The organism is Enterobacter sp. BIDMC 26 (genome assembly GCF_000534435.1).
GTDB lineage: Bacteria > Pseudomonadota > Gammaproteobacteria > Enterobacterales > Enterobacteriaceae > Enterobacter > Enterobacter ludwigii.
Genome location: NZ_KI973182.1, coordinates 1,267,580 through 1,293,139, shown reverse-complemented (window position 1 = coordinate 1,293,139; position 25,560 = coordinate 1,267,580). Strand labels below are relative to the sequence as shown.

Sequence of the window (25,560 nt, the reverse complement as noted above, 5' to 3'; positions counted from 1 at the left end):
CATCCTCAGAACAGATCGCTGCGTGATTTCAACAGGGTTTCAACGTCTTTATCGACCTTAATGTGGATCTCATGTTCGATTTTGACATTCATATTGATGGTAATCGGCTCCTTCGGCGCGGCGACTTCAATGCGCGGCGTACAGCCGGTCAGTAGCGCGGCAACGGCAACGGTGAGCACACCAGCCATCTTTTTCATTGTTGTTCCTCACTTTCCTTGCCAGTCGAACTGCGGATACCAGGTATTGCCGCGTGTTGCTCAAACCAGGTTTGCAGGTTGTCTCCAAAACGCAGGCTACGCCAGAGGGTAAAGACATTCTCTTCATGGGTATAGTTCAGATTAACGTAGCTGCTTTTACCCTCTACCCGGCTGGTTCCCTTAAGGGTCGCCTGCATGGTTAATTCACCCAGATTATCTAAATTGATTCTTGTCCACGAGCGAGAAATTTCCATATAGCGCAGCCAGTTAATTGCGGCGCCCGCCACCATATTATCTTTTACGATGGCGTCCGCCGTGTCTTTATCGATACGCAGCGTCATCGGGCCGGGGTTGGTCAGCCAGCCATCTTTGATGATCCATTTTTCATTGTCCAGCCAGAACGGCAGCGCCCCGCTCACCGGGCCAGACATCGCAAACTGCTTCGGATTAACGGCACTGATCAGCTCGCTGGAGGAGATATTGTCTACCCGCAACAGCGCCGGATCGTGTTGCGGCATCCTCAACTGCTGCATGGTGATTTTTCCGCCGAGGGTTTCCACCTTCACATTGGTGAGCAGAAGCGGGTTCGCCTCACTCCAGGGGTAGTCACCCTGCAGGTCCGCCGTGATATTCCGCGCGGTCACCAGGTTTACCACCTCGCCAATCCGCAAGGTTACCGGGCCGCGCGTTCCCAGCGACCAGGTGCCCTCACTAAACCGGAACGGCAGGACAAAGTCGACGCCGTTGATCTGGTTGTCTGGCATCCAGGCGCTACCGGCTTTCAGTACGCCGTGACCGCCCGCCTCAAAGCCCTGACCCGCGGCCGCCGAGAAGGCCACCTGCGCATACAGTTCGCCGTCACGCAGCGTCATTTTCCAGTCTGGCGGGATCAACGGCTGGAACACGGTGAGCGATTGTTTCGGCCACCAGGCTTGCCCGCGAAGGCGTTCCCCGTCCCAGCGTCCGTTCACCTGTACCGGTCCGATAGCATCAGCATGCAGATCGCCCTTGAACTGGAACAGTGTCGGGTCTGTTCCGTCTACGCTGAAGGTCAGCACCGACGGCGGCAATACGCTGCCACCGCTGAAACGGGTTTGCCCGGCATTCAGCGACAGCGCTCCGCTGAACGTCGGCTTGTCAGGATCGCGATACCAGCGCACCGGGTTATCCAGCACCAGACGGGGTTTACTGACCTCCATGGCACCGTACTTGAGCTGGTCAAAACCGGTTGAAAGCGCGGTCAGCTCAATAAGTTTGTCGCGCCATTCGCCTTTTCCGGCAACATCCCAGCGCGCATTCATTGGGGTGAAGCCCCCTTTGCCCCAGTAGCGCCACTGCCACAAGCCGTTGTCGGGTAAAAAGTCACTGGCCTGGCCATCCAGATGCAGTTCAAAATCACCCATCTCGTTCTCGTGCGCCCGCAAAATGGCCTGCAGGCGTCCATCGACACCCTTTTGGGTCAGCCTGACGCCCGCCAGCGGCCAGCGAATTTCATCAATATCCAGTGAATCGATAATGCGACCACGTGAGCGCAGCAGCGCGCCCGGCTCAAAGGAGAGCTGCGGTTCATACAGGCTTCCGGTCAGTTTTGCCGGCAGTCTGGCATAGAGCACCAGGTCGTTATGTTTCGCCTCGCCGCTCAGATGAAGCGGCATGTCGCTTTGTTCCATACTGAGCCTGCCCGGTCCGATATTCAGCACCGCGTTACCCTTCCCCGCATCCCCTTGAGTGAGCACATTCAGACGCCCGGTCAGGGTCGCTTTCTCAAGCCCCGCCTGCCAGTTATCGACACGAAGGCCAACCCGCCCGCTCAGCGGCATGCCGGAAAGGTTCCAGTTCCAGCGTCCGTCACTGATATTCAGCTGTTCCGCGGTTATTTGCCACGGCAGATCGAGCAGCGGATCGGGGTTATCCCGCGCCATGACCACCAGTTGCCCCTGATTGGCTTCCCAGTCGAGATCGGCATCGACCAGCGAGGTTAACTGTGGCACGTTAAAGGTCGCAACCGCATGGCCTTTAACCGGCACGCCGTCCGGCACCAGCGGCAGGGTGAATTGTCCCACCAGTTTTATCGGCTGTGGCTGGTCGGGAAGTTGTACATCGAACTGTGTGACAGAGAGGGTCTGACCGCGGAGCATCCCTTTAATGCTGACCTGCTCACCTTTGTAGGCAATCTCCTGACGCGCGGGCGTCAGCGACGCCTGAAGTTCTCCCTGCCACTGCTGCCAGGGCGAGAGCGTCAGACGATGGACAGTAAGCCAGGTATTCGGTAACACCGCCTGCCACTGCGCCAGCGTTTTGGGCGCGACCGTGGACGGTGCGGACTGGGGAATTTTATTGAGGCAAACGGAGTTCAGTTCGAGCGCGCCGACATCCAGTTTCCAGCGGCTGGGGTGCGACAGGGTCGCGTTATCGACTCGGGCAATTTCGCAGTCATCCACAAGATAGCGAAGATCGGGGATAATCAGGGCATGACGCGTGAGTCTGGGACTTTGTTCAAAGGCGATGCGCGTCCCGACAGGAAGCCAGATCCCGGCAAGGGTTGGTACCCACTGGGCAAGGGTCATCAGCAGCGTCAGCGGCACCAGAATGAACAGCAGTAAGAGCGCGATTGCGGCTTTGTATGTACCCCTCATGGGCAGTTAATATCCTGATTTAGCGAAAGAATTAAGCCGACAGTGCCGATCATTGTCGCATGTTTAGCCAGTCAGTTGAAGAGAATGCCAAATTTAAGGATAGATGCTCTGACCGTATGCGCTAAAAATTTTATTATACTTAACGTCAATAAGTCATCTTAAATTCAATGGGTTAGGCTGTATTTCAAGACGACCTTCAGCGTTGTAGCGTCAAAAGTTAGAATTTGTTGCGCGGCATTGCCAGCAGGTAAACCATCGCAAAAACCAGGGAACCCCAGTACACGGAGTCATACCGATGAGGATCAAAATCTATGTGCAAAAATCCATTCACAAACTCATGACCATTCGCAAAAATGTTTATCTGTACGGCAGCGACTGCAATCACGAGCAATGTATAAGCAATGAAGAGAGGGTATTTGCGGAGTCGGTTGATTTTTATCTTCCCCAGATACAGGAGGACAAAAATTGCAATAGATACAATAAAATAGCAAAAAGCGGGCCACATAGGTGGGTTTAGGGATAACTCAAGTTGTGGTGACATAATCAATTCTCTTTAGCAATCTGGTACATCTGCCATCCTGTAACGCTTCCACTTCGCCCACCTTCTGACACCTCCGCCCCAGGGTGCATCAAATCTATACTTAAGCAGGGGTGTAGATTGAATATCATAGAGTTAACGGGTAAAGATGCTCTAAAATAATTGATAGAACTTATTGAATTCAATAATATTTCAGAAATTGTAAGATAATTTTAATCATGCTAACGTGAATGCAAAATCACTGGAGAAAGTCTTATGAAACTCGCGGTATATAGCACAAAGCAGTACGACAAAAAGTATCTGCAACATGTTAACGAGGCTTACGGGTTTGAGCTTGAATTTTTCGACTTTCTGCTGTCCGAAAAAACCGCCAAAACGGCGCACGGCTATGAAGGCGTTTGCATTTTTGTGAATGATGATGGCAGCCGTCCGGTGCTGGAAGAGTTGAAAAAACAGGGCGTGAAATATATCGCCCTGCGCTGCGCTGGCTTCAACAACGTGGATCTTGATGCCGCAAAAGAGCTGGGGCTGAAGGTGGTCCGCGTCCCGGCATATTCTCCGGAAGCGGTCGCGGAACATGCCATCGGTATGATGATGTCGCTGAACCGTCGTATTCACCGTGCTTATCAGCGTACCCGTGACGCCAACTTCTCTCTGGAAGGACTGACCGGCTTTACCATGTATGGTAAAACCGCGGGCGTTATCGGTACCGGTAAGATTGGCGTCGCCGCCCTGCGCATTCTGAAAGGGTTTGGTATGCGTCTGCTGGCGTTTGATCCGTACCCAAGCGCTGCCGCGCTGGATCTGGGCGTGGAATATGTCGACCTGCCGACGCTGTTTTCACAGTCTGACGTTATCTCCCTGCACTGCCCGCTGACGCCGGAAAACTACCACCTGCTCAACCAGGCGGCGTTTGACCAGATGAAAGATGGCGTGATGATCATCAACACCAGCCGCGGCGGGTTGATTGATTCCCAGGCCGCTATTGAAGCGCTGAAGACCCAGAAGATTGGCGCGCTGGGGATGGACGTGTATGAGAATGAGCGCGATCTGTTCTTCGAAGACAAATCTAATGACGTGATCCAGGACGACGTATTCCGCCGTCTGTCTGCCTGCCATAACGTCCTGTTCACCGGACACCAGGCGTTTCTGACTGCCGAAGCGCTGATCAGCATTTCAGAAACCACGCTGGGGAACTTGCAGCAGCTTGAAAAGGGTGAAGAGTGCCCTAACGCTATCGTGTAAACCTATGTGCCGGGTGCGGCTCTGCCCTGCCCGGCCAGCTACGCCCGGTCTGGTGTCCAGCTCCGGTGAGCAAAGCACCACCAGAGCACGACAGCCAGCAGCGCAATGGCGCTGAGCACACTAAAGGCCGTCGCAAAAGAGTAATGACCGGCAATTGTGCCGGTTAACGCCGGGCTCATTGCTGCCCCGACACCCTGCATCAGCATTACCACGCTCTGCCCGGCATTCACGTGCCCACTCCCGCGCAACAGCACCACGATAAACGACGGCACGACAACGCCCAGGATCCCCGCGGCCAGACCATCAAGAATTTGTACCGGGATCATCATCAACGGGGCGTCTGTGGAGGCTGCCAGTGCCGCCCGAACGGGCATGATCAGCAGGGCCAGCATGATGAAACGCCAGTAACCGTAGCGCTCAATTCGGCCTGCCACCCCAATGGCGACGGGGATCATCACCGCCTGAGAAATGATGACGGTGGCCGCCGCAAATAATCCGGGATTGATTGTTGCCGGTGCCGCAGCAACCCTCATGCTCAGCATCGGCAGCAGTGCGGCATTGGCCAGATGGAACAGCAGCAGCGTCAGCCCGGTTATCAACAGCGCCCGGTTTTTAATCAGCACCGCGACGCCGGGGACCGGTTGACGGTCTGAAGAGGTCAGCCCCCGCGCCGCATCGTTGTCGATATCTGTATGACGAATGGCAAGCAGCGCGCACAACGTCAGAAGCGTCGTACAGGTCATCAGCAGGAAAATGCCCCCGACGCCCCAGAACCAGGCAATGCCGCCCGCAATCACCGCCGTCAGGAAATTGCCGGCGTGGTTGAACGCCTCGTTCTTCCCCATCTGCGCGCTAAACCCGCTCGGGCCCGTCAGACCCAGCGTAATACCCGCAATCAGTGGCCCCACAAACGCCGCGCAGATACCGGTGATAATTTGCGAGACGGCGACGACGCCGCTCTGCTGACTAAACCAGAGCAGCAGCGTACTCAGCGTAATGACGATACAAAGCAGTGCCAGAACCGAACGCTTATTGCGGGAGGTATCCGTAATAAATCCCGCCGGCAGCGTTGCCAGTAATCCCGCCAGCCCCCCGGCGGTCATCAGGATGCCGATATCATCCGGGGTCCAGTGACGTTCCGTCAGGAAGATGCCGAGAAAGGGCCCGAGGCCATCGCGAACATCAGCAATGAAAAAACTTGTCAGGCACAACGCCCGCAGTGAACGAAGAGACATACTTCCTGCCTTTTGCATATTGGCTGGCTCTGTTAGCGACGGCCTGTACGTTCGACGCCCTGTTAAAATCACGATGCAGTATACCGGAGCGTGTTGAAGCTAAAATGACCTCTCAACTCTTCTGCCGCGGCAAACTCTTTTTATAGAACTTCACGCTTTCCAGATACGCCCATTTATGGGAGTATTTAGGAATCGATTGTTTCCTAAATGATGAGCACAATGTCTGAGAAGCTACAGAACGCACGCGAGCGCGGACGTCCGCGGCAGTTTGATCTCGATGCGGCCCTGGATCTGGCGATGCCGGTATTCAGAGAAAAGGGTTACCACAGCGCGTCGATAAGTGACCTGAGCGACGCGATGCAGCTCACTGCGGGCAGTATTTATAAAGCCTTTCACGATAAACGTGGCCTGTTCCTGCAGGTATTCGCACGTTATACCTCCCTGCGTAATCAATCGTTGCGCGAGCGTCTGGCGCGACAACCTGATGGCCGGGCCAAAATAGCCGAGCTGCTGAACTTTTATCTTGAATCGGCCAGCGCTGTCGAAGGACGCCGCGGCTGCCTGGTGGTCGGCAGCACCCTTGAACTCAGCCAGTTTGACGGCGAAATTGCCGGGCTGGTGCAGAGCGCGCTTGCACGAAATCAACACGCGATCCTCCAGCTGATTGAACAGGGTATGCAGGACGGTTCAGTTAATTCGAGACACGACGCGCAGGCGTTGAGCGGCGTTTTGCTGTGCCTGGTCCTGGGCATGCGTGTGGCGGGCAAAGCCGGAGAATTACCGGCACGCGAACGGCTGGTAGAGACGGTGATGGCGCTACTCGCCTAAAAAATTTACCCATAAAGGAAATGATCATTCCCCAAATAGCTGGAGGTAGTCATGTCTGAGAATTCAATCCCCCTTCCGTGGTCGCAGCCTGTCGCGGGCTTGCCCGGTTTTGCGCACTATTACTCAACGGTCGATGGGGTTCGTCTGCACTATGTCAGAGGCGGACAGACGCAAGGTGAAACAATCGTGCTGCTTGCAGGCTTCCCGCAAAGCGGGTTTGCCTGGCATAAGGTGATGGCTCTTTTAGCCGATCGTTACGATATCATCGCACTCGACCTCCCGGGCCAGGGCGACTCCGATAAGCCACAGTCTGGCTACGATACCCTCACGCTGGCCAGTTCGGTTTTTGGGCTGGTGCAGACACTTGGGATCACAAGACATTACCTGGCCGCCCACGATGTAGGTGCATGGGTTGCCTGGCCGTATGCCCTGCGTTATGAACAGCAGGTAATCAAGCTGGCTCTGCTTGATGCCGGTATCCCGGGTATTACTTTGCCGGACGCCCTGCCCGCGACGCCAGAAAAAGCCTGGAAAACCTGGCACTTCGCGTTTCATCTTCTCCCCGACCTGCCGGAAGCCTTAATTATCGGGCGTGAAGAGATTTACCTCGAATGGTTCCTGCGGCGAAAAACCGCCAGTCCGATGGCCTTTAGCGATGCGGATATCGCCCGGTATGTCCGCCTGATGCAGCAAAACGGCGCGCTGCGTGCCGGGCTGGCCCCTTACAGAGAAGCGGCGGTCTCCGCTGTTCAGAACCGGACGCTGGCTGAAACGCAAAAACTTCGGGTGCCGCTGCTGGCCGTCAGTGCCGATCAGGGTTCGATTGCCGATATGGCTGCCCCGCTTCGCCAGTTTGCAGAGATGGTGAGTGGCATTACGCTTGCTCATTGCGGTCATTTCATTCCGGATGAACAACCTCAGGCACTGAGTGAGGCCCTGACAGACTTCTTCCGTTAACAGGAAGTGCACGGTGTTGATCACTGCTGGCACCGTGCCCTGCTTCATCAACAAAGACAATTGCTGTCGCCATAAAATAAACCTCGCTCAAAATTTATTAAGGAGTTAATCTCGCAAAGAAAATAAGGGGGCATTATGAAAAACTTGATACTCAGTGTTATCGCAAAAATTTCTAAAATGGACGCTGAAGCTAAAGAGCTGGCGGCCAAAGTAGAAGCACAGTCTTTGTTGATAGGCGCGTTGTTACTGACCATTGGTAAAAATGGCGGTATGAACGAAATGCTCGAGAATGTCAGAAAAGCGATCAACGCGGCGCTTGAAGCAGCAGATACGCCGCTCAAATCCGACGCTGAAATGTTACTGAACGAATTCAATAACCTGATTTTATTAACCCAGCTACTCGAAACTAATGACTCAGAGATAAGTATCGAGTCGTTAAAGGAAGCCCCAGGCGAAACGGCCTCAGATTGAAACCCATTCCTAGAGGCTGGAGTTCAGTCTCCAGCTTCTCGTTAAACCCACGCCTTACGCGCAGCGCGCCATGACCGTGTGAGCGTGATTAGACTTTGCCAGGCAGAATATTCAACATCCGTCGCAAGGGTTCCGCAGCGCCCCACAACAGCTGATCGCCGACCGTCAAAACCGAGTATATAGGGTCATTGTTAAGCGACATTTTCTTGTAACGGCCAATACCCACCTGCAGCGAACCGCTAATGTTAGCGGGAGTCAATTTACTGACACTGTCATCCTTATTATTGGGCACATAGTTAACCCATGGATGGGAATGCGTCACAAGCTCTGCAAATTCTTCTTCGCTGACTTCACGCTTGAGCTTCAGGGTTATTGCAGCACTATGGCAACGGATCACACCGACCCGAATACACAAGCCATTTACTGCAATCGTACCCGGAGAGAGACCAAGAATTTTGTTCGTTTCTGCCTCACCCTTCCATTCTTCTCTGCTATTACCATCCCCTAAATCGCTGTCAATCCATGGAATAATACTGCCCATTAAAGGCGCGCCGAAATTCTGGATGGGCATGTTAGCACTGTTAATTAATTCACTCACTTTATTGACTAAAGGAAGCACTGAACCTGAGGATTCCAGCTCATCAGAAGATAAATGTTTACTGATATAAGCGCTTTGAGAAATTAATTCCCGGACATATTTAGCACCCGCTCCGGATGCAGACTGATAGGTCATCACACTCATCCATTCTATCAGATCAGCTTTAATTAAGCCTGACAGTCCCATAAGACTCAGCGTAATGGAACAGTTGCCCCCAACAAAAAGTTTAATTCCCTCTTTGATGGCACGATCGATATTTGTGCGGTTAACCGGGTCGAGAATAATGCAGGCTTTTTCATCCATCCGGAGCGCTGAGGCCGCGTCAATCCAGTAGCCTTGCCAGCCATGGCTAATCAACGCAGGATAAATTGCTTTGGTATAATTCCCGCCCTGACAGGTTATGATGATATCCATTTCGGCCAGGGCGCTAATAGAATTAGCATCTTTGAGTGTGTGGTTGACGCCACCAATGACGGGACCAGCGGCCCCTGCACTGGAAGTACTGTAAAAATGCGCGGAAATATTGTCGAAGTCGTTCTCTTCGACCATTCTTTGTAACAAAACAGAACCCACCATTCCTCGCCAACCAACAATACCAACCTGCTTCATTTGCTTAACCTTAATGACGTTATGAGAATGTTAATTTTTCAAAACATGTTATATCTCATCCCACATTAATGGTCATTACGAATTGCATCACATTCGGCCATTATTAAAATGTTTCATACGGCATCAGCAATTTTTATACCTTTTACACGGCATAATTAATAAAAATTGTGGGGAAGACATAATCAAACAAAAACCGGGCCTCACGCCCGGTTTTGTGGCTGATCTGAATCAGCGCTACGCACTCAACCCGCGATTCTCCAGCGTCGGTTCAATCCTCGGATCGCGGCCGCGCCAGTTCCGGTAAAGTTCAGCTCAATCACTACTATTGCCGCGCGACAGAATCGCCTCGCGGAATTTCTGCCCGTTATCGCGGGTTAAGTCGCCCTGCTCAACAAACCACTGATAGCCATCGTCTGCCAGCATTTGCGTCTATAGGTAATCCAGATTCAGTGTTTGATAATACAGGTCAACCTTTTTTATCTGTGGTAAACGTTACTATTACTTTTTTTTCATCTGCAATTTTACCAAGATTTTCTGGCGCTATTATTCTGCCAACGGGTGTGTATCCGTAGTTTGTCTGAAAGGTCTCATAAAAAAGTACCAGGGTACGATGGCCATATAACATGAGATCGCCCTGATTAATGGTTCCAGGTTTGACCTGGCGGGTCGGTAAGGGACGGGGCAGATCAGCAAATTTCTCGTTCCCGTTAAGTTCCTCCATCGTTAGAGTCAGGGGAAGCTGTTCAATAAATGCCTGTGCGGCTGGATTATTCTTAAGTTCAATGTAAAAAGTTTGCTGATTGATAGTCATTTTAATGGTCACGGCTTCTTCCTTGTCTGTCTGTAAAGAATTACTGGCACGAACCGGGAATAAAAAGCTCGTGATGATAATAAATAACAGGAATAATATTTTTTTCATCCAGATTCTCTCCCGAAAATGTGCTGCACATTTCAGGTGCAGCATCAATGATTATTTTAGATAAGCTTTTACAAAGAGGTCAATTTATCAAATGGGTTCAGATCCGTATGCTTATCTCCGGACTCTTCTCTTACTGGAAATTCTACACGATAGATGTATGCTGACTAGCTAATGATTGCTTAATGGGCTTATAAGCTATAGTTATGTTTTGTGAGTATTTCACCGATGAAACGTAATCTGAATGGCCTCCTTTATTCCATTACCGTCGCCCGCGAAGGGAGTTTAACCCGTGCGGAGGCTAAACCAGGGGGCGCAACCTGCTCTCAGCCAGGCAATATCGGCGCGGGAATAACGGCTGCAGCTCCTCCTGCTCATACGAACTACCCGTAACGTATCTCCAATTAATGAGCTGTACTCATAATCAATATAAATTTATACGCATTATCGAATTAATGCTCTACTGCTAAGATTATCCCTGTTCAGGAATGTGTCACTGAAGTCTGAAGAGATTGAACCTGATCTCAGTCTGATAGTGGTGACAACAGCCCATCTCCTATTCAGGAAGAGTAAAAATGACAGATAACATCATAGGCAAAGTAATTGTAATCACGGGCGCATCAAGCGGTATGGGTGAAGCGGCTGCACGTTATCTTGCTGAAAAAGGAGCAAAGGTTGTGATGGCAGCGCGGAGAATAGACCGCATTGAGGCCATTGCGAATGAGCTCCAAAAGCAGAATAAAGAAGCCATCGCCGTCGCAACCGATGTGACGAAACTTGATGACGTAAACAACCTCATTGAGACTGCGGTCAACAAATTCGGTCGTGTAGATGTTCTTATCAATAATGCCGGCCTGATGCCTCTTTCCCGCCTTGAACAGGGAAATGTCGATGAATGGAATCAGATGATTGATGTCAATCTGCGCGGGGTTCTACACGGGATTGCTGCGGTGTTGCCTTATATGAAATCACAAAAAACAGGTCATATCATTAACACCGCATCTGTTGCTGCACACCTTGTCTTCCAGAGTTCTGCTGTCTATTCGGCGACAAAATTTGCTGTTCGAGCATTAACCGACGGTTTGCGCCAGGAAATGGCGGCACATAACATTCGCGTCACGTTAGTCTCCCCCGGTGCTGTTAAAACAGAACTGCTGGAGCATATAACGGATAAAGATGTTAAGGCTGCAAACCAGGATTACGTTGAAAATGTTGGCGTGCCAGCAGAAACCTTTGCACGCATGGTAGCCTTCGCAATTAATGAACCAGAAGATGTTGGTGTGAGTGAAATTATTTTCAGACCAACGGCTCAGGAATTGTAATTAGTTTAGTGGCGGCAACTGGAGAAAAACTATCAGGATTTAGGCTTTCAGATTCGGCATACCCCTATGCCTTTTCCTAAGCCTAAAAACACGATTTTTCCTGCACCTAACAGCGAGAAATGTCCGCTTCTGGCACAGGCCTGCTGTTGCAGCCCTGACAACCTTAGACTTAAATCGATTCAGAGATCTCTAACGCATCATCTACTTCAATGCCCAGATAGCGGACTGTGCTTTCCAGTTTCTTATGGCCCAACAGAAGTTGGATCACCCTAAGATTCTTGGTTTTCTTGTAGATCAGGTAAGGTTTTGTTCTTCTCATGGAATGTGTGCTGTAAAGCGAATCTGCGAGACCACGCTTTTCTACCCACCCATGAAAGATTCGGTTGTATTGTCGGGTTGATATGTGCTGATTAGTTCCGACCCGAGACCGGAACAAGAAGTCTTTACTGTGCAAATTGCCAAGTTTTATCAATGCAGCAACAGCTTCTCTTGTTCCTTTGGTTATCTCAAATTGCACAGGACTACCGGTTTTCTGTTGCAACACCGTTGCTCTGCTTGAAAACAAGCTACCATATGCCACATCAGATACTTTGAGTTTAACCAGATCACAGCCTCGAAGCTTACTGTCCAGGGCCATATTGAACAGAGCTAAATCGCGCGTTTTACCCTCCAGTTCAAGCCGGTTTAGGATCCCCCAGATATGAGATATTTGAAGTGGTCTTTTTTGGCCGATGATACGGTCTTTGTTCCACGGTGACGTGTTCATACTCAAATCTCCTGCAATGTGGGAGATTTGAGTATGGTTGTCCCTTGTCAGCGAGGAGCGGACCTTAGTGCTGTCCGCCGATTGGTCATGTTTCGGCGAGCCGAGTGGTAATTCAGCTGGCTGCATAGTCATGCATCCGGATAAATTTTACCGGGCGTGTTTCCAGTCGTTTTCCGGGTCAATACATAGCAGTTTTATCTTTTCTCATCGTAAGCGTTGCCAGTAACTCAAAGGCGCTACCGGTAACGACGTTAGGATAAATCTCCTGCTTTTAACAAGCCGATTGCATGGTCAAGTTGCTTATAGAGTTTGTGTCTCAAATCATCTAACTCGTCATTTTCTCGAATTAGAGGTATTCCATTTTTATGGAGAACAATATCGTTAAATGACCCCATCCCGCCGTAGAGTTTTTTCAATGAGTAAATGGATGACTCACAATCAACATCGAGTTCGATGGCCAGTTTTTCAAATGTTTTTGCCCATGAATCCTCCTCATTTGAGGATAGTATTTTAATGATGTCAGTTACTGTTTTCTTTATTTCATTTTTCATTTCAAACCACCACTTCCAAGTATCTTAACGCCAGGTATTTTCCACGGTGCAGGTACTACAACTTGCTCAGAGCCACCGGAAAAAAGGTCTGTTTGATAGCCTACTTCTCCAACATATACTTTCGTTCCCGCGGGTATTTGGATCTCGTGATAGCTATCAAGAGGAGATTCACTTCCATTAGGCCATTTGGGTAGCAGTGCCTTATCTATCCTGGTTTGGAGCACTCCTTGAGGTCGTTCATACCCGAAAAACTGACCTAATGGTCGCCCCTCAACCCCCCCTCTATAGAAACTCGTATCTGTTGATAGAGTGATCTCTTTGTATGTACCACTGGAAAAAGTTTCTGCTAGCTCTTTAGGTAATGGTCCGGGCTTTATCATCGAGTATTCCCCCTCGATTTTTCCCAGAACATGAAGATTGTTAAGCTCACTCACCGCCCCTATTCTGCCGAGCCCAAGACCCGCAGCAACAGAAGCACCAGCAATGATCAGCCCTTTATTGTCCATAACTTGCTTGTAACCCTCTGGCGCATCGCCACCGAGTTGCTGCGCGGTCTGATGGAATCCATCAATATTGCCATTATAGATCCCACCTGCGGCCAACAACCGGCCTGCTGCTTTGCTATTGATGGTTTTTACAGCCTGAGCATGTTGCGCAGGTGCCGCCGGGCGGACGTGATATCCCGGGCGTTTCAGCTGCCGGGACAGGAGGAAGCTGAGCCGGGTATAAAGGAACAGAGGCAGATCATTGCGAAGGTCACCGGATGTCGTCAGCACACCCGAAATAGTATGCCCGGTTATGTCTTTTCTCAGCAGAACGAGCTTCCCGGATTTGATGTCGGCAAGCGTGTCACGGTATGCCATCCACGGTTGCTGCCAGTGAAACGGTTGATAGCGGCTGACAAACCGGGTGTAGCCCTGCGGTAAATTCCACTCCTGGATGATGCGATTGGGCAATGCAGTTTCTGCAAGATCTCCTGCCGCAGTGTCCGGGTGGATAATGTGAGGGATGTCCTCAAGGTAGATGTCGTCCAGTGACATTGCCTGGCTGTGATGAAGCATGGTGCCCCTTTTTCGCTGCTGTTATGCGCCCCATTATTGCGTATTACAGACAACAGGCAAAGCCCCCTAATGCCCCTGTGGCCAGATGCTGGCTCCGCCAGCATCTGGGTTCTATCTGACCGAGGACTGACTAGAAAAGGTCCGCTACGAGCGAGTAGCGGAAGCTCGCAATTGTTATTACCGCGTAGAATGCATTACTAACGTTGCTATGTGTTAACGAACGGGGAGCGGGTCAAGCGCTCTTAACGTCAGCTTTTGTCTAAGCAGACATCTATTTGCTTACTGAAGGGCCGCTATGAGTGCTATGAGCGAGGAGCGGAAGTTCTCCTTCACGCAGGCCCTGCTGCAGGTAATCAGTAGTTATATGTCATAAGGCTCACAAATTTTAGTTTTCCTCTATAGACGGTGCTATATGTTCAACCCAGCAATCTAAAAGAGGCCAACAGACAAGACGATAAATCAACCAGCAAGCATAAATAGCTGAAGCGCTAAAACACCCTCCTGCAGACAACTTCCCGTGCGCTATTTCATGGCGCAGTGACGGACCTGGCTTGTAATTAAAAAGTAAATCAATAATGTTTATTAAATCCCCACCAAAGACCTGCTCCAACTCAGGGCGAAGGCTTTCTAGCATTCCAGATAGAGAACGATCTTCCTGAAGAAGCTCATTATCTAATTTAGAAGTCTCACGGTTCAATGTGTGCATATAAAACCGTATTGAGTTTTCAAGTTGAGGAACGAGAAGGTAAGTAGCAGAAGCATAATCACCCTGAAAAAAGCGAGAAAAGCCTAACGAAAATATATGTTCATGACCACGTGGAACGAATGGGCTTAATGCGGAAATTGATTCGAAATGACGTTCTTCTATAGAAAACCGGGTTGATAAACAATAACGAACAGGGTCTACATAACCTGAAACGAAGTGATGATAAAATAAATCAAGAGTTCTTATATGCCGAGATTTGTACCACTCATCCGATGGATTCCCATCGACAGAAACTGCAGGCGTTTTGGCGTAGACCTTACCCTCTACATCAGTATGAACCCCTCCCATGAAATTACTAAAAAAACTTTCCTTTCGAACAGTGTCAGCGTGGTGACGTAAGTCGCTCTTAGATATAATGTATGGAGCCAGGGCAAATTCATGCAAACAGGCTGAGAGGGAGAGTTCTGAGTAGATTTTAGATGTTTCTTCTCTCTCATTATCGGCATCTATGGGGAGTGTGAATGTTGCAAATTCATCGCGTGATGACATCTGGAAGTCACGCAACTCGGCAATCAACGCTGCTATTCGCTCTTTGTGCCCACCTACAGAACGCAGTTCCCCTATTGCAATGCTTGTCCAGTATGCTTTTGCTGAAGCCTGACTGACATGCTCTCTCATCTTAAGTGTCTGCTCTACTGCCTTCTCTTGGCACTCTCGCTTAGAATCATTGTCCCCATTTTTTTCAAATGCACTTGCCGCTAAATAAAGTACCTTTTTGACAACATCCGGATTTGTATTAGCATCAGTCTTACTTGCTAGTCTCTTGGCATCCTTCGCAACAACACTCCAATCGATTATCTTCTTATTTGCCCCAAACCGCGCTACTCGTTCAAATACTACATACAACTTTAGCTCTAATGCTTTTGCATATACAACATCAAATGCAGATTGTATATTTTGCGGGAATGAGTTTTTCTTCTGTGTTAACGAGGCTATATCGAACACACGTCTTAAGAATTGCTCGAGCTTCCCCATATGATTAAAGGTGCTATAATTCCCCTCCTTCACACTACGGTTACTGTATGTGTCTATTAGTTCGTAATAAGTATTTATTGCTATTGTAGCTGCGTCTTTTTTTCTTTTATCATTAGTCCATATTATATCTGCCACCCGTGCTCGAAGTAGTCTGTTTTCAATTTTAATAACTACGTTTGAAAGAATGTCATTTTGTTCACCTCGGAAGTCGCTAGGTATGTAAGAACGACCATTTGGACCACTCCATACTGGCCCCCACGGTTGGACAGGGTCATCAGCCCTAAAATGAAATGAGCAAACGGCCTTGAACAATTCATACACGCTTTTTGGAGTCTCATTAGAGGAACGAGCTGATGCTTCCAACTGACTATTTAGCTCGTGATAATCACAAGAGGCCGATTCTGGTAGCAAGGAATCAAAGTTAAAAACGGCGAAATCATCTGCTGCCGCCAGAACTACAGGCATGGTCGCCATATCGCTTTTTGGTTGGGTGTCGTCTTGTTTAGTTGCCATGATTATTCCTTAATACGGTTTAGTTGAACCTGCCAGTGCAGTGGTCGACAAAATTTGACCGCGGCATGAGACTTTTTAGAACCACTAAAAGTCCGCTTCTGGCACATAACGGCCCTGGAAATTGGGAAAATCACCGGACCCTTAGCAGATCTGAATATCTGGTCGTATATCTCGGCGACAGCATTTCACGTTTCATCTGCCAATACTGCTGTATGCCCTGCCCTGCAAAGTAAAGCGTGCCTTTCCCGTCTTTCGCATTCAGGTGTTCGAGCACCTCAATCAACTTTTCGCTGCCAGCATACGGTGCGTTCTCATCGAAAAGGTTGAGCTGGCTCCCCCCTGGCTGAAGAAGTCACCCGACATTATTCCGGCTTTCTGGTAGCGATGGCCATCCTTCCAGATTTTATCCAGGCACTTTATGCGGCGTTAATGATTTTGGGGAAGAAAAATCGGACAAAAAACCGGGCATCGCGCCCGGTTCTGTTCCCATACTAAAAAAGCCCTTAAGCACTCAATCCACGATTCTCCAGCATCGGTTCAATCTTCGGATCGTGGCCACGCCAGTTCCGGTAAAGTTCAGCTAAATCAGTGCTGTTCCCGCGCGACAAAATCGCTTCACGGAATTTCTGTCCGTTTTCACGCGTCAACCCGCCCTGCTCAACAAACCACTGGTAGCCATCGTCTGCCAGCATTTGCGTCCACAGGTAGGCATAGTATCCCGCCGCGTAGCCGCCGCCGAAGATATGGGCGAAGTAGCTGCTGCGATAGCGCGGTGGAACGGCGGGCAGATCCAGCCCCTCTTTGTGCAGTGCTGCCGCTTCAAAGGTGTCAACATCGTCCACGGGTTCGCTGATGCCGTGCCAGTTCATATCCAGCAGCGCAGCGCTAAGCAGCTCGGTCATGTCATAACCTTTATTAAACTGCGTCGCGTTAAGCATTTTATCGCGCAGCGCCTCCGGCATCGGCTCTCCGGTCTGATAGTGGCGGGCATAGTGGGCAAACACCTGCGGATGGCTCGCCCAGTGCTCGTTGATTTGCGATGGGAACTCGACAAAATCACGCGGCGTATTGGTGCCGGAGAGGGAGGCGTAGCGCTGGCTGGCAAACAGACCGTGCAGCGTATGACCAAACTCGTGGAACAGGGTAACCACATCGTCCCAGGAGATCAGCGCCGTCTGACCGTTAGCCGGTTTTTGATAGTTGCAGACATTGTAGATAACCGGGCGCGAGGCAAACTCATACGATTGCTCGACGAAATTCCCCATCCACGCCCCACCGGCTTTCGATTCGCGGGCAAAGAAATCACCGTAGAACAGCGCCATCCCTTCACCGGTGTGGTCGAAAATTTCCCACACGCGGACATCAGGATGGTAAACCGGAATATCGAAACGCTCGACAAAGCGGAGGCCAAACAGCTGGCTTGCAGCCCAGAATACGCCATCCTGCAACACGGTGTTGAGCGCAAAGTACGGCTTGATTTGCGACTCGTCGAGAGCATATTTCGCCTGGCGCACACGCTCAGCATAAAAGGCCCAGTCCCACGCCTGCACGGTGAACCCGCCCTGCTCGTCATCAATCACTTTTTGGATATCGGCTTGCTCAAGCGTCGCTCGGGTACGTGCAGCGGGCACAATCCCGCGCATAAAAGCCAACGCGGCGGCAGGTGTTTTCGCCATTTGATCGGCGATACTCCAGCTTGCGTAGTCCTCAAACCCCAACAATTTTGCCTGACGCGCGCGCAACGCGGTGAGACGCAGGATCAGTGCCCGGGTATCGTTTTCATCCCCTTTCTGGGTACGCGTCCAGCCCGCGTTAAACAAATTTTCCCGCGTCTGACGGTCACGCAGCGCGGAAAGTGCGGGTTGTTGAGTGGTATTCAGCAGCGGAATCAACCAGCGATCGTTCAGCCCTTTCTCCGCGGCGGCATGGGCAGCCGTCGCAATCTCGTCAGGACTGAGTCCATCAAGCTGATGAGCATAATCCACGACCAGCCCACCGGCTTTGGTGGCGGCCAGCAGACGCTGATTAAACTGGCTGGTGAGGGTCGCCGCCTCGGTATTCAGCGCTTTCAGCTCCGCTTTTTCTGCATCATTCAGCCGCGCACCGGCCAGCACAAAGTGCTGGTACGTCTTTTCTGCCAGCCGACGGGATTCGGCGTCCAGCGCAGCACAATCCTGCCAGACGCTCTCCACGCGAGAGAACAGCGTGTCGTTAAGCCAGATATCGTTCGCCAGGGCAGCAAGCTCGGTAGAGATCTGCTCCTCAAGCGCCTGTAAGTCATCATTGGTGTGCGCAGAGGTCATGGCGAAGAAAACGCTGCTGACACGCGAGAGCATGGCACCGCTTTTTTCGAGCGCCAGCACGGTATTGTTGAAATCCGGGGCGGCCGTTTGCGCGACAATCGCGTCAATTTCGGCTCGCTTCTGGCGTATCGCTTCATCGAATGCCGGGCGGTAGTGGCCGTCGTTGATTTCGTCGAATCGGGGTGCCTGATAAGGCAACAGGCTGCTTTCAAAAAAGGGATTAGTGGCCGACATCTTTCACTCCTGAGTACGGTTATCTTCCCAGAGTAGGCCAGGCCGCCACTGCCTGCAATGCCGTCATACAAATGTTGCCTTAACGCATCCTTCTCGGCCGTGCTATGTTAGTACAACACAAAAAGCGTTGAGGAACAGTGAGATGATTATTTTAGTTACCGGGGCAACGGCAGGTTTTGGTGAAAGCATCACGCGTCGCTTCGTCGCCAACGGGCATAAGGTGATTGCGACGGGTCGTCGTCAGGAGCGTCTGCAGGAGCTGAAAGATGAACTGGGTGACAGCATCCTGACCGCGCAGCTTGATGTCCGTAACCGTGCCGCCATCGAAGAGATGATTGCTAACCTGCCGGCCGAATGGCGTGCCATTGACCTGCTGGTCAACAATGCCGGTCTGGCGCTCGGTATGGAGCCTGCCCACAAAGCCAGCGTCGAAGACTGGGAAAACATGATCGACACAAATAACAAGGGGCTGGTGTACATGACCCGCGCCGTGCTGCCAGGCATGGTTGAGCGCAATCGCGGCCACATTATTAACATCGGTTCGACCGCCGGAAGCTGGCCTTATGCGGGCGGTAATGTTTATGGCGCGACCAAAGCCTTCGTGCGTCAGTTCAGCCTTAACCTGCGTACCGATCTGCACGGCACCGCCATTCGCGTGACCGATATTGAGCCGGGCCTGGTAGGCGGAACCGAATTTTCCAACGTTCGGTTTAAAGGTGATGACGCGAAAGCAGACAAAACCTACGAGAATGCGAACGCCCTGACGCCGGAAGATGTCACCGAAGCGGTCTGGTGGGTGGCAACACTGCCAAAACACGTCAACATTAACACCGTAGAAATGATGCCAGTCAGCCAGAGTTTTGGCGGACTTAGCGTCCATCGTGGCTAACATTGCCCTTCCCGGCCTGCGGGCCGGGTCTGTTTCAGGCCATAAAAGAATGGTAGTATGTTCAGGCTAACTCTCTGAGAAATGACAACTCATGGCCGCTGAATCGCAACTCAATCCTACCCAGCCCGTAAACCAGCAAATCTATCGCATTTTGCGACGTGATATTGTCCATTGCCTGATCCCACCCGGAACGCCGCTCTCTGAAAAAGAGGTGTCCGTGCGGTTTGACGTGTCCCGCCAGCCCGTGCGTGAGGCGTTTATCAAGCTTGCAGAAAACGGTCTGATTCAGATCCGCCCGCAGCGCGGCAGCTATGTGAACAAAATCTCGCTCTCCCAGGTGCGTAACGGGTGTTTTGTCCGTCAGGCCATTGAGTGCGCGGTGGCGCGCCGTGCCGCATCCTTGATTGATGACAACCAGTGCTACCTGCTGGAGCAAAACCTGCATCAGCAGCGTATTGCGATTGACCGCAAACAGCTCAACGACTTCTTCCAACTTGATGACGAGTTTCACCAGAAGCTGGCGCAAATTGCGGACTGTCAACTGGCCTGGGACACGATTGAAAACATCAAAGCCACCATCGACCGCGTGCGCTATATGAGCCTCGACCACGTCTCACCACCGGAAATGTTGCTACGACAGCATCATGATATTTTCAGTGCGCTGGAAAAACGCGATCAGGACGGTGTAGAAAAAGCGATGACGCTGCACCTGCAGGAAATCAGCGAATCCGTACAGTTAATTCGTCAGGAAAACAGCGACTGGTTTAGCGAAGAGTAAAATACGCCGCCCCCGTTTCGGTTGCGGCGAAGAGATTAGCGAACCACCAGCACCGGAATACTCGCATAGCGCAGGATAGATTCCGCATTTGAACCGAGCAGATGGGTGCTGATGCTCGGGTTTTTCGACCCGATGACGATCACGTCATATTCCCCTTCTTTGCTCAGTTTGATAATTTCGTCACGCACGTTGCCAAAGCAGACCAGGCTGTGGATATTTTCCCCGGGGAGATCAAACAGCCTTTTTAGCTCGTTCATTTTCTTCCCGGATTCCGCGGTCATAAACGCTTCAAACTTTTTGATATCGGCGTTGAATCCACGCAGCAACGAGCGGCTGCTGTTGGGGAGAATGTTCACCAGCGTAATCGACGCACCTTCCGCCTTTGCAAGGTTGGCCGCGTGGCGAACCGCTTTGTCGCTCAATTCCATTTCAAATACATCAACAGGCATTAAAATCTTCTTATACATAAGCCTGACTCCTTATTCCTGTGAAAGGGGTATTCCCTGCTTCAAGAATGACAGCCGGAATATAAACAAACCCTAAACGCTTGCCAGCAGAAACTATCAATAAAGGAAAATAAATGTGGGCTTTGTAAATTGCTGTCGTGAACCGTCAGCACCCAACAATATTGAGAAAAAAGTGTGAATTTGATCAAAAACAAAAAAATGAGATGCAGACAGGCGTATTTATAGTGCCCCGTGAACGGTGAAACCTGAAATAGCGCCGTAACGGATAAGTGAGAGAGGAGAAAATACCATGATAACATACGACCGTAACCGTAACGCAATTACCACCGGCAGCCGTGTAATGATCAATGCCACAGGACACACCGGCGTGATTAAAGCGATCCACAGCGAAGGGCTGGATGCCGCGCAGGTGCGTCGCAGCAAAACGGTAGAAGTGGAAGGTTGTGAAGGTAAGTTCGAACCGATTGAACTGATTCGCCTGGGTATGCACTGATTCATGCGACATCATGCCGCCGCACGCGGCGGCATGTGATGACTTAGCCGTTCGCCGCGTACTCTGCGACCGTGGCTTTTGCACCTTTTTGCACTAACGTCTGGTAAGCACGCAGTACCGCATCCACAAAGACGGTTTCATGCGGGAGTTCTTTGCCAAAAATGGCCTCAATGCCCAGCAGCGCCTTCACCCGGTCTTCGCCCTCAGCACTTCCCTTCACCGCCGCCTGAATGACCGCCAGCTGCGGGTCGCTCACGTCGATAGCGTTGCCCTGCTCATCGACACCACCGACATACCGCATCCAGCCTGCAATGCCTAATGCCAGCAGCGGGAAGCTTTTTTGATGCACCAGATGCCAGCGCACGGAATCGAGCATACGCTGCGGGAGCTTCTGGCTGCCGTCCATTGCGATTTGCCAGGTACGGTGACGTAACGCCGGGTTGCTGTAGCGGGCAATCAACAGGTCTGCATAGTGGCCTAAATCAACGCCTTTCACTTTTAAGGTCGGCGCCTGCTCGTTCAGCATCAGCGCATGGGCGGCAGTACGGTAGTGTTCGTCTTCCATGCAGTCGTTGATGTGCGGGTACCCCGCCAGATAGCCAAGATACGCGAGGAAAGAGTGACTGCCGTTAAGCATGCGCAGCTTCATCTCTTCAAACGGAATGACGTCTGAAACCAGCTCCGCCCCGGCCTTTTCCCACTGCGGACGGCCTGCAACAAAGTTGTCCTCAATCACCCACTGACGGAACGGTTCGCACGCCACGCCTGCCGGGTCACGAACGCCGGTCAGCTGTTCAATTTTATCCAGCGTCTCCGGTGTAACCGCGGGAACAATGCGATCCACCATGGTGGACGGGAAAGTGACGCTGGATTCAATCCAGTCTGCCAGCTCGCCGTCAACCGCACGGGCATAAGCGCAGGTCACATTACGCATGACGTGACCGTTCTCCGGCATATTGTCACAGGACATGACGCTAAACGCGGGCAGCCCGGCAGCTTTGCGTCGCGCGAGTGCTTCCACCACCACACCCGGCGCAGATTTCGGCTGATGCGGGTTTTTCAGGTCGGCGGCGATTAACGGGTGATCGAGCATCAGTTTCCCGGTCGCCGGCGAGTGGCAATATCCCTTTTCAGTAATGGTGAGCGAGACAATCGCCACCTGCGGCTCACACAGTGCGGCCAGCACGCGTTCCAGCCCGTCAACCTGTGCATGCAGTGCGTTCCTGACCACGCCCACCACCCGCGATGTCCACGCATCGGCAGACATTTCCGCCACGGTGTAGAGATGATCCTGTGCGTTCAGATCGGCAATCTGCTGTTCACCGCCAATCAGGTTTACCTCACAGTAACCCCAGTCGCTGTTGTGTTCCGCGGCGAGAATGTCGGCGTACACCGCCTGGTGCGCACGGTGAAATGCGCCAAACCCTAAATGAACAATGCGTGCCTTGAGGCGATCGCGATCGTACTGAGGAAGCGTCGCTTTCGCCTGTAATAACCGGTTTTCCATGATTAAGACTCGTTAAGTTATGTACGCTGGGATTCGCTGCCGCTCTAAACGAGCAGCAGCGCCTGCTGACTACACCAACTAGAATGGCAGTCGGGGTAAAAAAGAACTGCCATTAACCATACTGATCCTGCAGTTTGAGATTTTGATTTATATTAACTTTTACGCATGTGGTGTGACATGAACATAAAGTTGTGTGACAGGTCACTAAAGATATAAACCATTACCGCCGCGATGAAACCGCCCCATAGCCAACGGAATCACGTGCCGGCCCCTCCGCCGCATCTTCCGCCACGCTCAAATCACGATCGCAGACCTCTGGCATGCAGATGGCGGCGATGAGCCCAATCACGGAGTAGGCGATCATCATGGCGACAATTGGCCACCAGGAACCGGTCATATTGCAGAAGATCCCGGCGAGCACTGGCCCGAAGCCTACCGCCACCAGCCCGCCCGCCTCTTTTGAGATAGCCATCCGGGTAAAGCGGTTACGCGAGCCAAACATCTCCGCCATCGTGATGTTTTCCAGGGCGAACAGTCCCAGTACGGCGAAATTATGGATAACGATGATGGAAAGCATGATCACACCCGGCGCATAGCTCTTATCAACGATAATCGACAGCATCGGGTACGCCAGAATAATGGCGGAGATATTGAGCAGAATGTACGGCAGACGACGCCCCACTTTATCGGAGAGCCAGCCCAACAGCGGGATAGAGATAAACCCGAGAATTGAGCTTATCATCAGTGCATCGGTGGGGATCGCTTTATCGAACAGCAGCGTCTGAACCAGATACCCGGCAAGAAACGTCTGGATCAGTCCCGAATTCCCCGCCTGACCAAAACGCAGCCCGGTTGCCAGCCAGAAGGACTTACTCTTCACCATCGCTGCAAATGATAAATCGTGTTTTGTCACCGGTGCGGTTGTCTCAGCCTCGTTCACTTTTTCAAATACCGGGCTCTCCTTGAGGTTCATTCGCAGCCAGATGGCGAAGATCATTACCACCACGCTTGCAAGAAACGGTACACGCCAGCCCCAGGCAACCAACTGTTCGCGGTCGAGGGCAAAGAACATAACTGCCCAGATAGCCGTTGCACTTAGCGTCCCGCAGTTGGTGCCCATCGCCACCAGCGAGGAGATAATGCCGCGTTTCCCTTTAGGGGCGTACTCCGCCAGCATGGTCCCGGCGCCGGAGATTTCAGCCCCTGCCCCCAGCCCCTGGATAATACGCAGCGTCACTAACAGGACGGGCGCGAAAATCCCAATCTGCGCGTAGGTCGGCAAGACCCCGATCAGGGTCGTGCAGATCCCCATCATAGTAATGGTGATAAACAGCACCTTTTTACGGCCAATACTGTCGCCCATTCGCCCGAAGATAAAGGCGCCGACAATGCGCGCGATATAGCCTGCGCCGTACGTCCCCATCGCCAGAATCAGCGCCATTGCGGCCGATTGTTCCGGGAAGAAGATCTCATGGAATACCAGTGCGGCCCCCAGCGAATAGAGCTGGAAATCCATAAACTCCAGTGCGGTACCCAGCCAGCCGGAAACGGCGGCTTTCACCAGATCTGAAGTCGTTCTTTGTGGTTGTGTTTGCGTCATAATGGCTATCTCTGCAAGGTAAGATGCGTACCACTCAGAGCCTGTCTGCGCAGGCTCTTAACCGCGTGAATTATTATTGCCCGAACGTGAGTAAGACTTTGCAGCACTGCCGCTGATCTTTTTCAAACCGTTCGATGGCGTCTGTTACGTGGTGATAGTCAAAGGTGTGGGTGATCAGTTTGTCCGGGTCGATCAGCCCCTTTTCCAGCCAGTCGATGACGACGGGGAATTTGTTGGCATTCAGCCGTGATGAGAATATCGCCAGCTCTTTTCCGGTGATCCCCTGCTGAACAATCTGGCTTGGGTCGCTGGAAAACCCCATCAGCACGATGCGTGCCGCCGGAGAGGCAATGGTGATGGCTTCCTGTAAAATTGTCGGATGACAGGCTGCGTCAATAATAAGCGTCGGTTTGATCCCTTTTTCTTCCAGCGCCGCCTGTAACGACAGCTCTGCGTTGTTGAACACCCAGTCCGCGCCGCTGCGTTGCGCCATCGCCAGCCGTTCATTGATCCGATCGACTACGATAACCTGCTTCACCTTATAGACACCTTTCAGCGCCTGGACGGTGACAAGCCCCATGGGACCTGCGCCGTAGATCAGGGCGATATCCTGCCCGGTGGGTTGTGCGTGGCCCGTCACGTTAGCGGCAATCGTGAACGGCTCGATCATTACCGCGTGTTTATCAGGAATAGCGTCCGGAACAACCCAGGCATTTTTTGCCGGTACGACGGCATACTCACTAAAGCCTCCGTCGCGATGAACGCCCAGCACCACCAGAGAGGTACAGACATTGGGTTTGCCCACGGAGCACGGATAGCAGTGTCCGCAGCTGATCACCGGGTCAACCGATACGCGTTCGCCCACGCGGGCCGGGTCAACTCCCTCACCAACGGCATCAATCTCACCAAAAAATTCATGGCCAATCACGCGCGGGTATCGCGCAAACGGATTATGCCCGCGGTAAATATGGCTGTCTGAACCGCAAATACCGGCCAGTTTGACGTTGACGCGCACTTCACCTGCCGCGGGTTCCGGGAGTGGACGATCTTCAATCACCAGTGCATTGGGTTGTTGAATCACTACGCTTTTCATCGTTCGCTCCTC

The 25,560-nt window shown here is 51.7% G+C and carries 23 protein-coding genes and 3 pseudogenes; 9 read left to right on the top strand and 17 right to left on the bottom strand.

Annotated features, from left to right (window positions below; genetic code table 11):
* Positions 1-5: 5 nt before the first annotated feature.
* From L462_RS17135 to L462_RS0123405, 3 genes are all read right to left on the bottom strand, one after another.
* Positions 6-197 (bottom strand): YnbE family lipoprotein, encoded by a 192-nt coding sequence (locus tag L462_RS17135; protein ID WP_014169918.1) that lies wholly within the window; start codon positions 195-197, stop codon positions 6-8.
* A complete protein-coding gene (locus L462_RS17140) occupies positions 194-2,833 on the bottom strand; it encodes a YdbH family protein (protein WP_032678077.1) in 2,640 nt (879 codons plus the stop codon). The genes L462_RS17135 and L462_RS17140 overlap by 4 nt, the downstream gene beginning before the upstream one ends.
* 217 nt (positions 2,834-3,050) lie before the next feature.
* Positions 3,051-3,374 carry a hypothetical protein gene (locus L462_RS0123405; protein ID WP_032678076.1) on the bottom strand — a complete coding sequence of 108 codons (324 nt, stop codon included), beginning with the start codon at positions 3,372-3,374 and terminating at the stop codon, positions 3,051-3,053.
* A gap of 252 nt (positions 3,375-3,626) precedes the next feature.
* On the opposite strand from L462_RS0123405, the gene L462_RS17145 reads away from it, so the two are divergent.
* Positions 3,627-4,616, top strand: a complete 990-nt coding sequence (locus L462_RS17145; protein WP_032678075.1) for a 2-hydroxyacid dehydrogenase — start codon at positions 3,627-3,629, stop codon at positions 4,614-4,616.
* 38 nt (positions 4,617-4,654) lie between these two features.
* Here the strand turns inward: L462_RS17145 and L462_RS17150 are convergent, their stop codons facing one another.
* On the bottom strand, positions 4,655-5,851 hold the full coding sequence (locus tag L462_RS17150; protein WP_032678074.1) for an MFS transporter: 1,197 nt from the start codon (positions 5,849-5,851) through the stop codon (positions 4,655-4,657).
* A gap of 219 nt (positions 5,852-6,070) precedes the next feature.
* Between L462_RS17150 and L462_RS17155 the strand changes: the two genes are divergently transcribed.
* From L462_RS17155 to iraP, 3 genes are all read left to right on the top strand, one after another.
* Entirely contained in the window at positions 6,071-6,679 is a 609-nt protein-coding gene (locus tag L462_RS17155) for a TetR/AcrR family transcriptional regulator (protein ID WP_074146999.1), read from the top strand.
* Between the two features lie 51 nt (positions 6,680-6,730).
* A complete protein-coding gene (locus L462_RS17160; RefSeq protein ID WP_032678073.1) occupies positions 6,731-7,636 on the top strand; it encodes an alpha/beta fold hydrolase in 906 nt (301 codons plus the stop codon).
* 135 nt (positions 7,637-7,771) lie between these two features.
* Complete coding sequence (gene iraP / locus L462_RS17165; RefSeq protein WP_014169912.1) at positions 7,772-8,107, top strand: anti-adapter protein IraP; 336 nt, start codon at positions 7,772-7,774, stop codon at positions 8,105-8,107.
* 88 nt (positions 8,108-8,195) lie between these two features.
* Here the strand turns inward: iraP and asd are convergent, their stop codons facing one another.
* The 3 genes and pseudogenes from asd to L462_RS17175 all read right to left on the bottom strand — a co-directional run bounded on the left by asd (position 8,196) and on the right by L462_RS17175 (position 10,233).
* Entirely contained in the window at positions 8,196-9,314 is a 1,119-nt protein-coding gene (gene asd / locus L462_RS17170; RefSeq protein WP_032678071.1) for an aspartate-semialdehyde dehydrogenase, read from the bottom strand.
* Positions 9,315-9,548: 234 nt separating this feature from the next.
* A pseudogene (locus tag L462_RS24245) lies at positions 9,549-9,743 on the bottom strand (M3 family metallopeptidase); the annotation flags it as partial.
* 37 nt (positions 9,744-9,780) lie between these two features.
* A complete protein-coding gene (locus L462_RS17175; protein WP_032678070.1) occupies positions 9,781-10,233 on the bottom strand; it encodes a cyclophilin-like fold protein in 453 nt (150 codons plus the stop codon).
* 225 nt (positions 10,234-10,458) lie between these two features.
* Between L462_RS17175 and L462_RS25465 the strand changes: the two are divergent.
* Positions 10,459-10,582, top strand: a pseudogene (locus L462_RS25465) (LysR family transcriptional regulator); the annotation flags it as partial.
* Between the two features lie 223 nt (positions 10,583-10,805).
* A complete protein-coding gene (locus tag L462_RS17180) occupies positions 10,806-11,552 on the top strand; it encodes an SDR family oxidoreductase (protein ID WP_032678069.1) in 747 nt (248 codons plus the stop codon).
* Positions 11,553-11,721: 169 nt separating this feature from the next.
* Here L462_RS17180 and L462_RS17185 read toward each other — a convergent pair whose 3' ends face one another.
* The 6 genes and pseudogenes from L462_RS17185 to dcp form a co-directional block, all read right to left on the bottom strand.
* A complete protein-coding gene (locus tag L462_RS17185) occupies positions 11,722-12,318 on the bottom strand; it encodes a site-specific integrase (RefSeq protein ID WP_032678068.1) in 597 nt (198 codons plus the stop codon).
* 251 nt (positions 12,319-12,569) lie between these two features.
* Positions 12,570-12,869, bottom strand: coding sequence for a DUF6966 domain-containing protein (locus L462_RS17190; RefSeq protein ID WP_032678067.1), 300 nt, complete (start codon positions 12,867-12,869; stop codon positions 12,570-12,572).
* Positions 12,866-13,930 carry a hypothetical protein gene (locus tag L462_RS23990; protein WP_050595735.1) on the bottom strand — a complete coding sequence of 355 codons (1,065 nt, stop codon included), beginning with the start codon at positions 13,928-13,930 and terminating at the stop codon, positions 12,866-12,868. The genes L462_RS17190 and L462_RS23990 overlap by 4 nt, the downstream gene beginning before the upstream one ends.
* Positions 13,931-14,315: 385 nt before the next feature.
* Positions 14,316-16,184, bottom strand: a complete 1,869-nt coding sequence (locus L462_RS17195) for a DUF4209 domain-containing protein (protein ID WP_032678066.1) — start codon at positions 16,182-16,184, stop codon at positions 14,316-14,318.
* A 130-nt stretch (positions 16,185-16,314) separates the two neighbouring features.
* A pseudogene (locus L462_RS24240) lies at positions 16,315-16,604 on the bottom strand (DUF4113 domain-containing protein); the annotation flags it as partial.
* Positions 16,605-16,687: 83 nt separating this feature from the next.
* Positions 16,688-18,721, bottom strand: a complete 2,034-nt coding sequence (gene dcp / locus L462_RS17200; RefSeq protein WP_032678065.1) for a peptidyl-dipeptidase Dcp — start codon at positions 18,719-18,721, stop codon at positions 16,688-16,690.
* A 142-nt stretch (positions 18,722-18,863) separates the two neighbouring features.
* Between dcp and ydfG the strand changes: the two genes are divergently transcribed.
* Positions 18,864-19,610, top strand: a complete 747-nt coding sequence (ydfG, locus tag L462_RS17205) for a bifunctional NADP-dependent 3-hydroxy acid dehydrogenase/3-hydroxypropionate dehydrogenase YdfG (protein WP_020884259.1) — start codon at positions 18,864-18,866, stop codon at positions 19,608-19,610.
* A gap of 91 nt (positions 19,611-19,701) precedes the next feature.
* Positions 19,702-20,388, top strand: a complete 687-nt coding sequence (locus tag L462_RS17210) for a GntR family transcriptional regulator (protein WP_014169893.1) — start codon at positions 19,702-19,704, stop codon at positions 20,386-20,388.
* A 35-nt stretch (positions 20,389-20,423) separates the two neighbouring features.
* On the opposite strand, the gene L462_RS17215 is transcribed toward L462_RS17210, so the two are convergent.
* Complete coding sequence (locus L462_RS17215; protein ID WP_014169892.1) at positions 20,424-20,855, bottom strand: universal stress protein; 432 nt, start codon at positions 20,853-20,855, stop codon at positions 20,424-20,426.
* A gap of 289 nt (positions 20,856-21,144) precedes the next feature.
* On the opposite strand from L462_RS17215, the gene ydfZ reads away from it, so the two are divergent.
* Positions 21,145-21,348 (top strand): putative selenium delivery protein YdfZ, encoded by a 204-nt coding sequence (gene ydfZ / locus L462_RS17220; RefSeq protein WP_032678064.1) that lies wholly within the window; start codon positions 21,145-21,147, stop codon positions 21,346-21,348.
* A gap of 43 nt (positions 21,349-21,391) precedes the next feature.
* On the opposite strand, the gene L462_RS17225 is transcribed toward ydfZ, so the two are convergent.
* The 3 genes from L462_RS17225 to L462_RS17235 all read right to left on the bottom strand — a co-directional run bounded on the left by L462_RS17225 (position 21,392) and on the right by L462_RS17235 (position 25,548).
* Positions 21,392-22,855 (bottom strand): mannitol dehydrogenase family protein, encoded by a 1,464-nt coding sequence (locus L462_RS17225; protein WP_032678063.1) that lies wholly within the window; start codon positions 22,853-22,855, stop codon positions 21,392-21,394.
* A 220-nt stretch (positions 22,856-23,075) separates the two neighbouring features.
* Complete coding sequence (locus tag L462_RS17230; RefSeq protein WP_025204303.1) at positions 23,076-24,455, bottom strand: MFS transporter; 1,380 nt, start codon at positions 24,453-24,455, stop codon at positions 23,076-23,078.
* A 73-nt stretch (positions 24,456-24,528) separates the two neighbouring features.
* On the bottom strand, positions 24,529-25,548 hold the full coding sequence (locus L462_RS17235; RefSeq protein ID WP_025204304.1) for a Zn-dependent oxidoreductase: 1,020 nt from the start codon (positions 25,546-25,548) through the stop codon (positions 24,529-24,531).
* Positions 25,549-25,560: the final 12 nt, after the last annotated feature.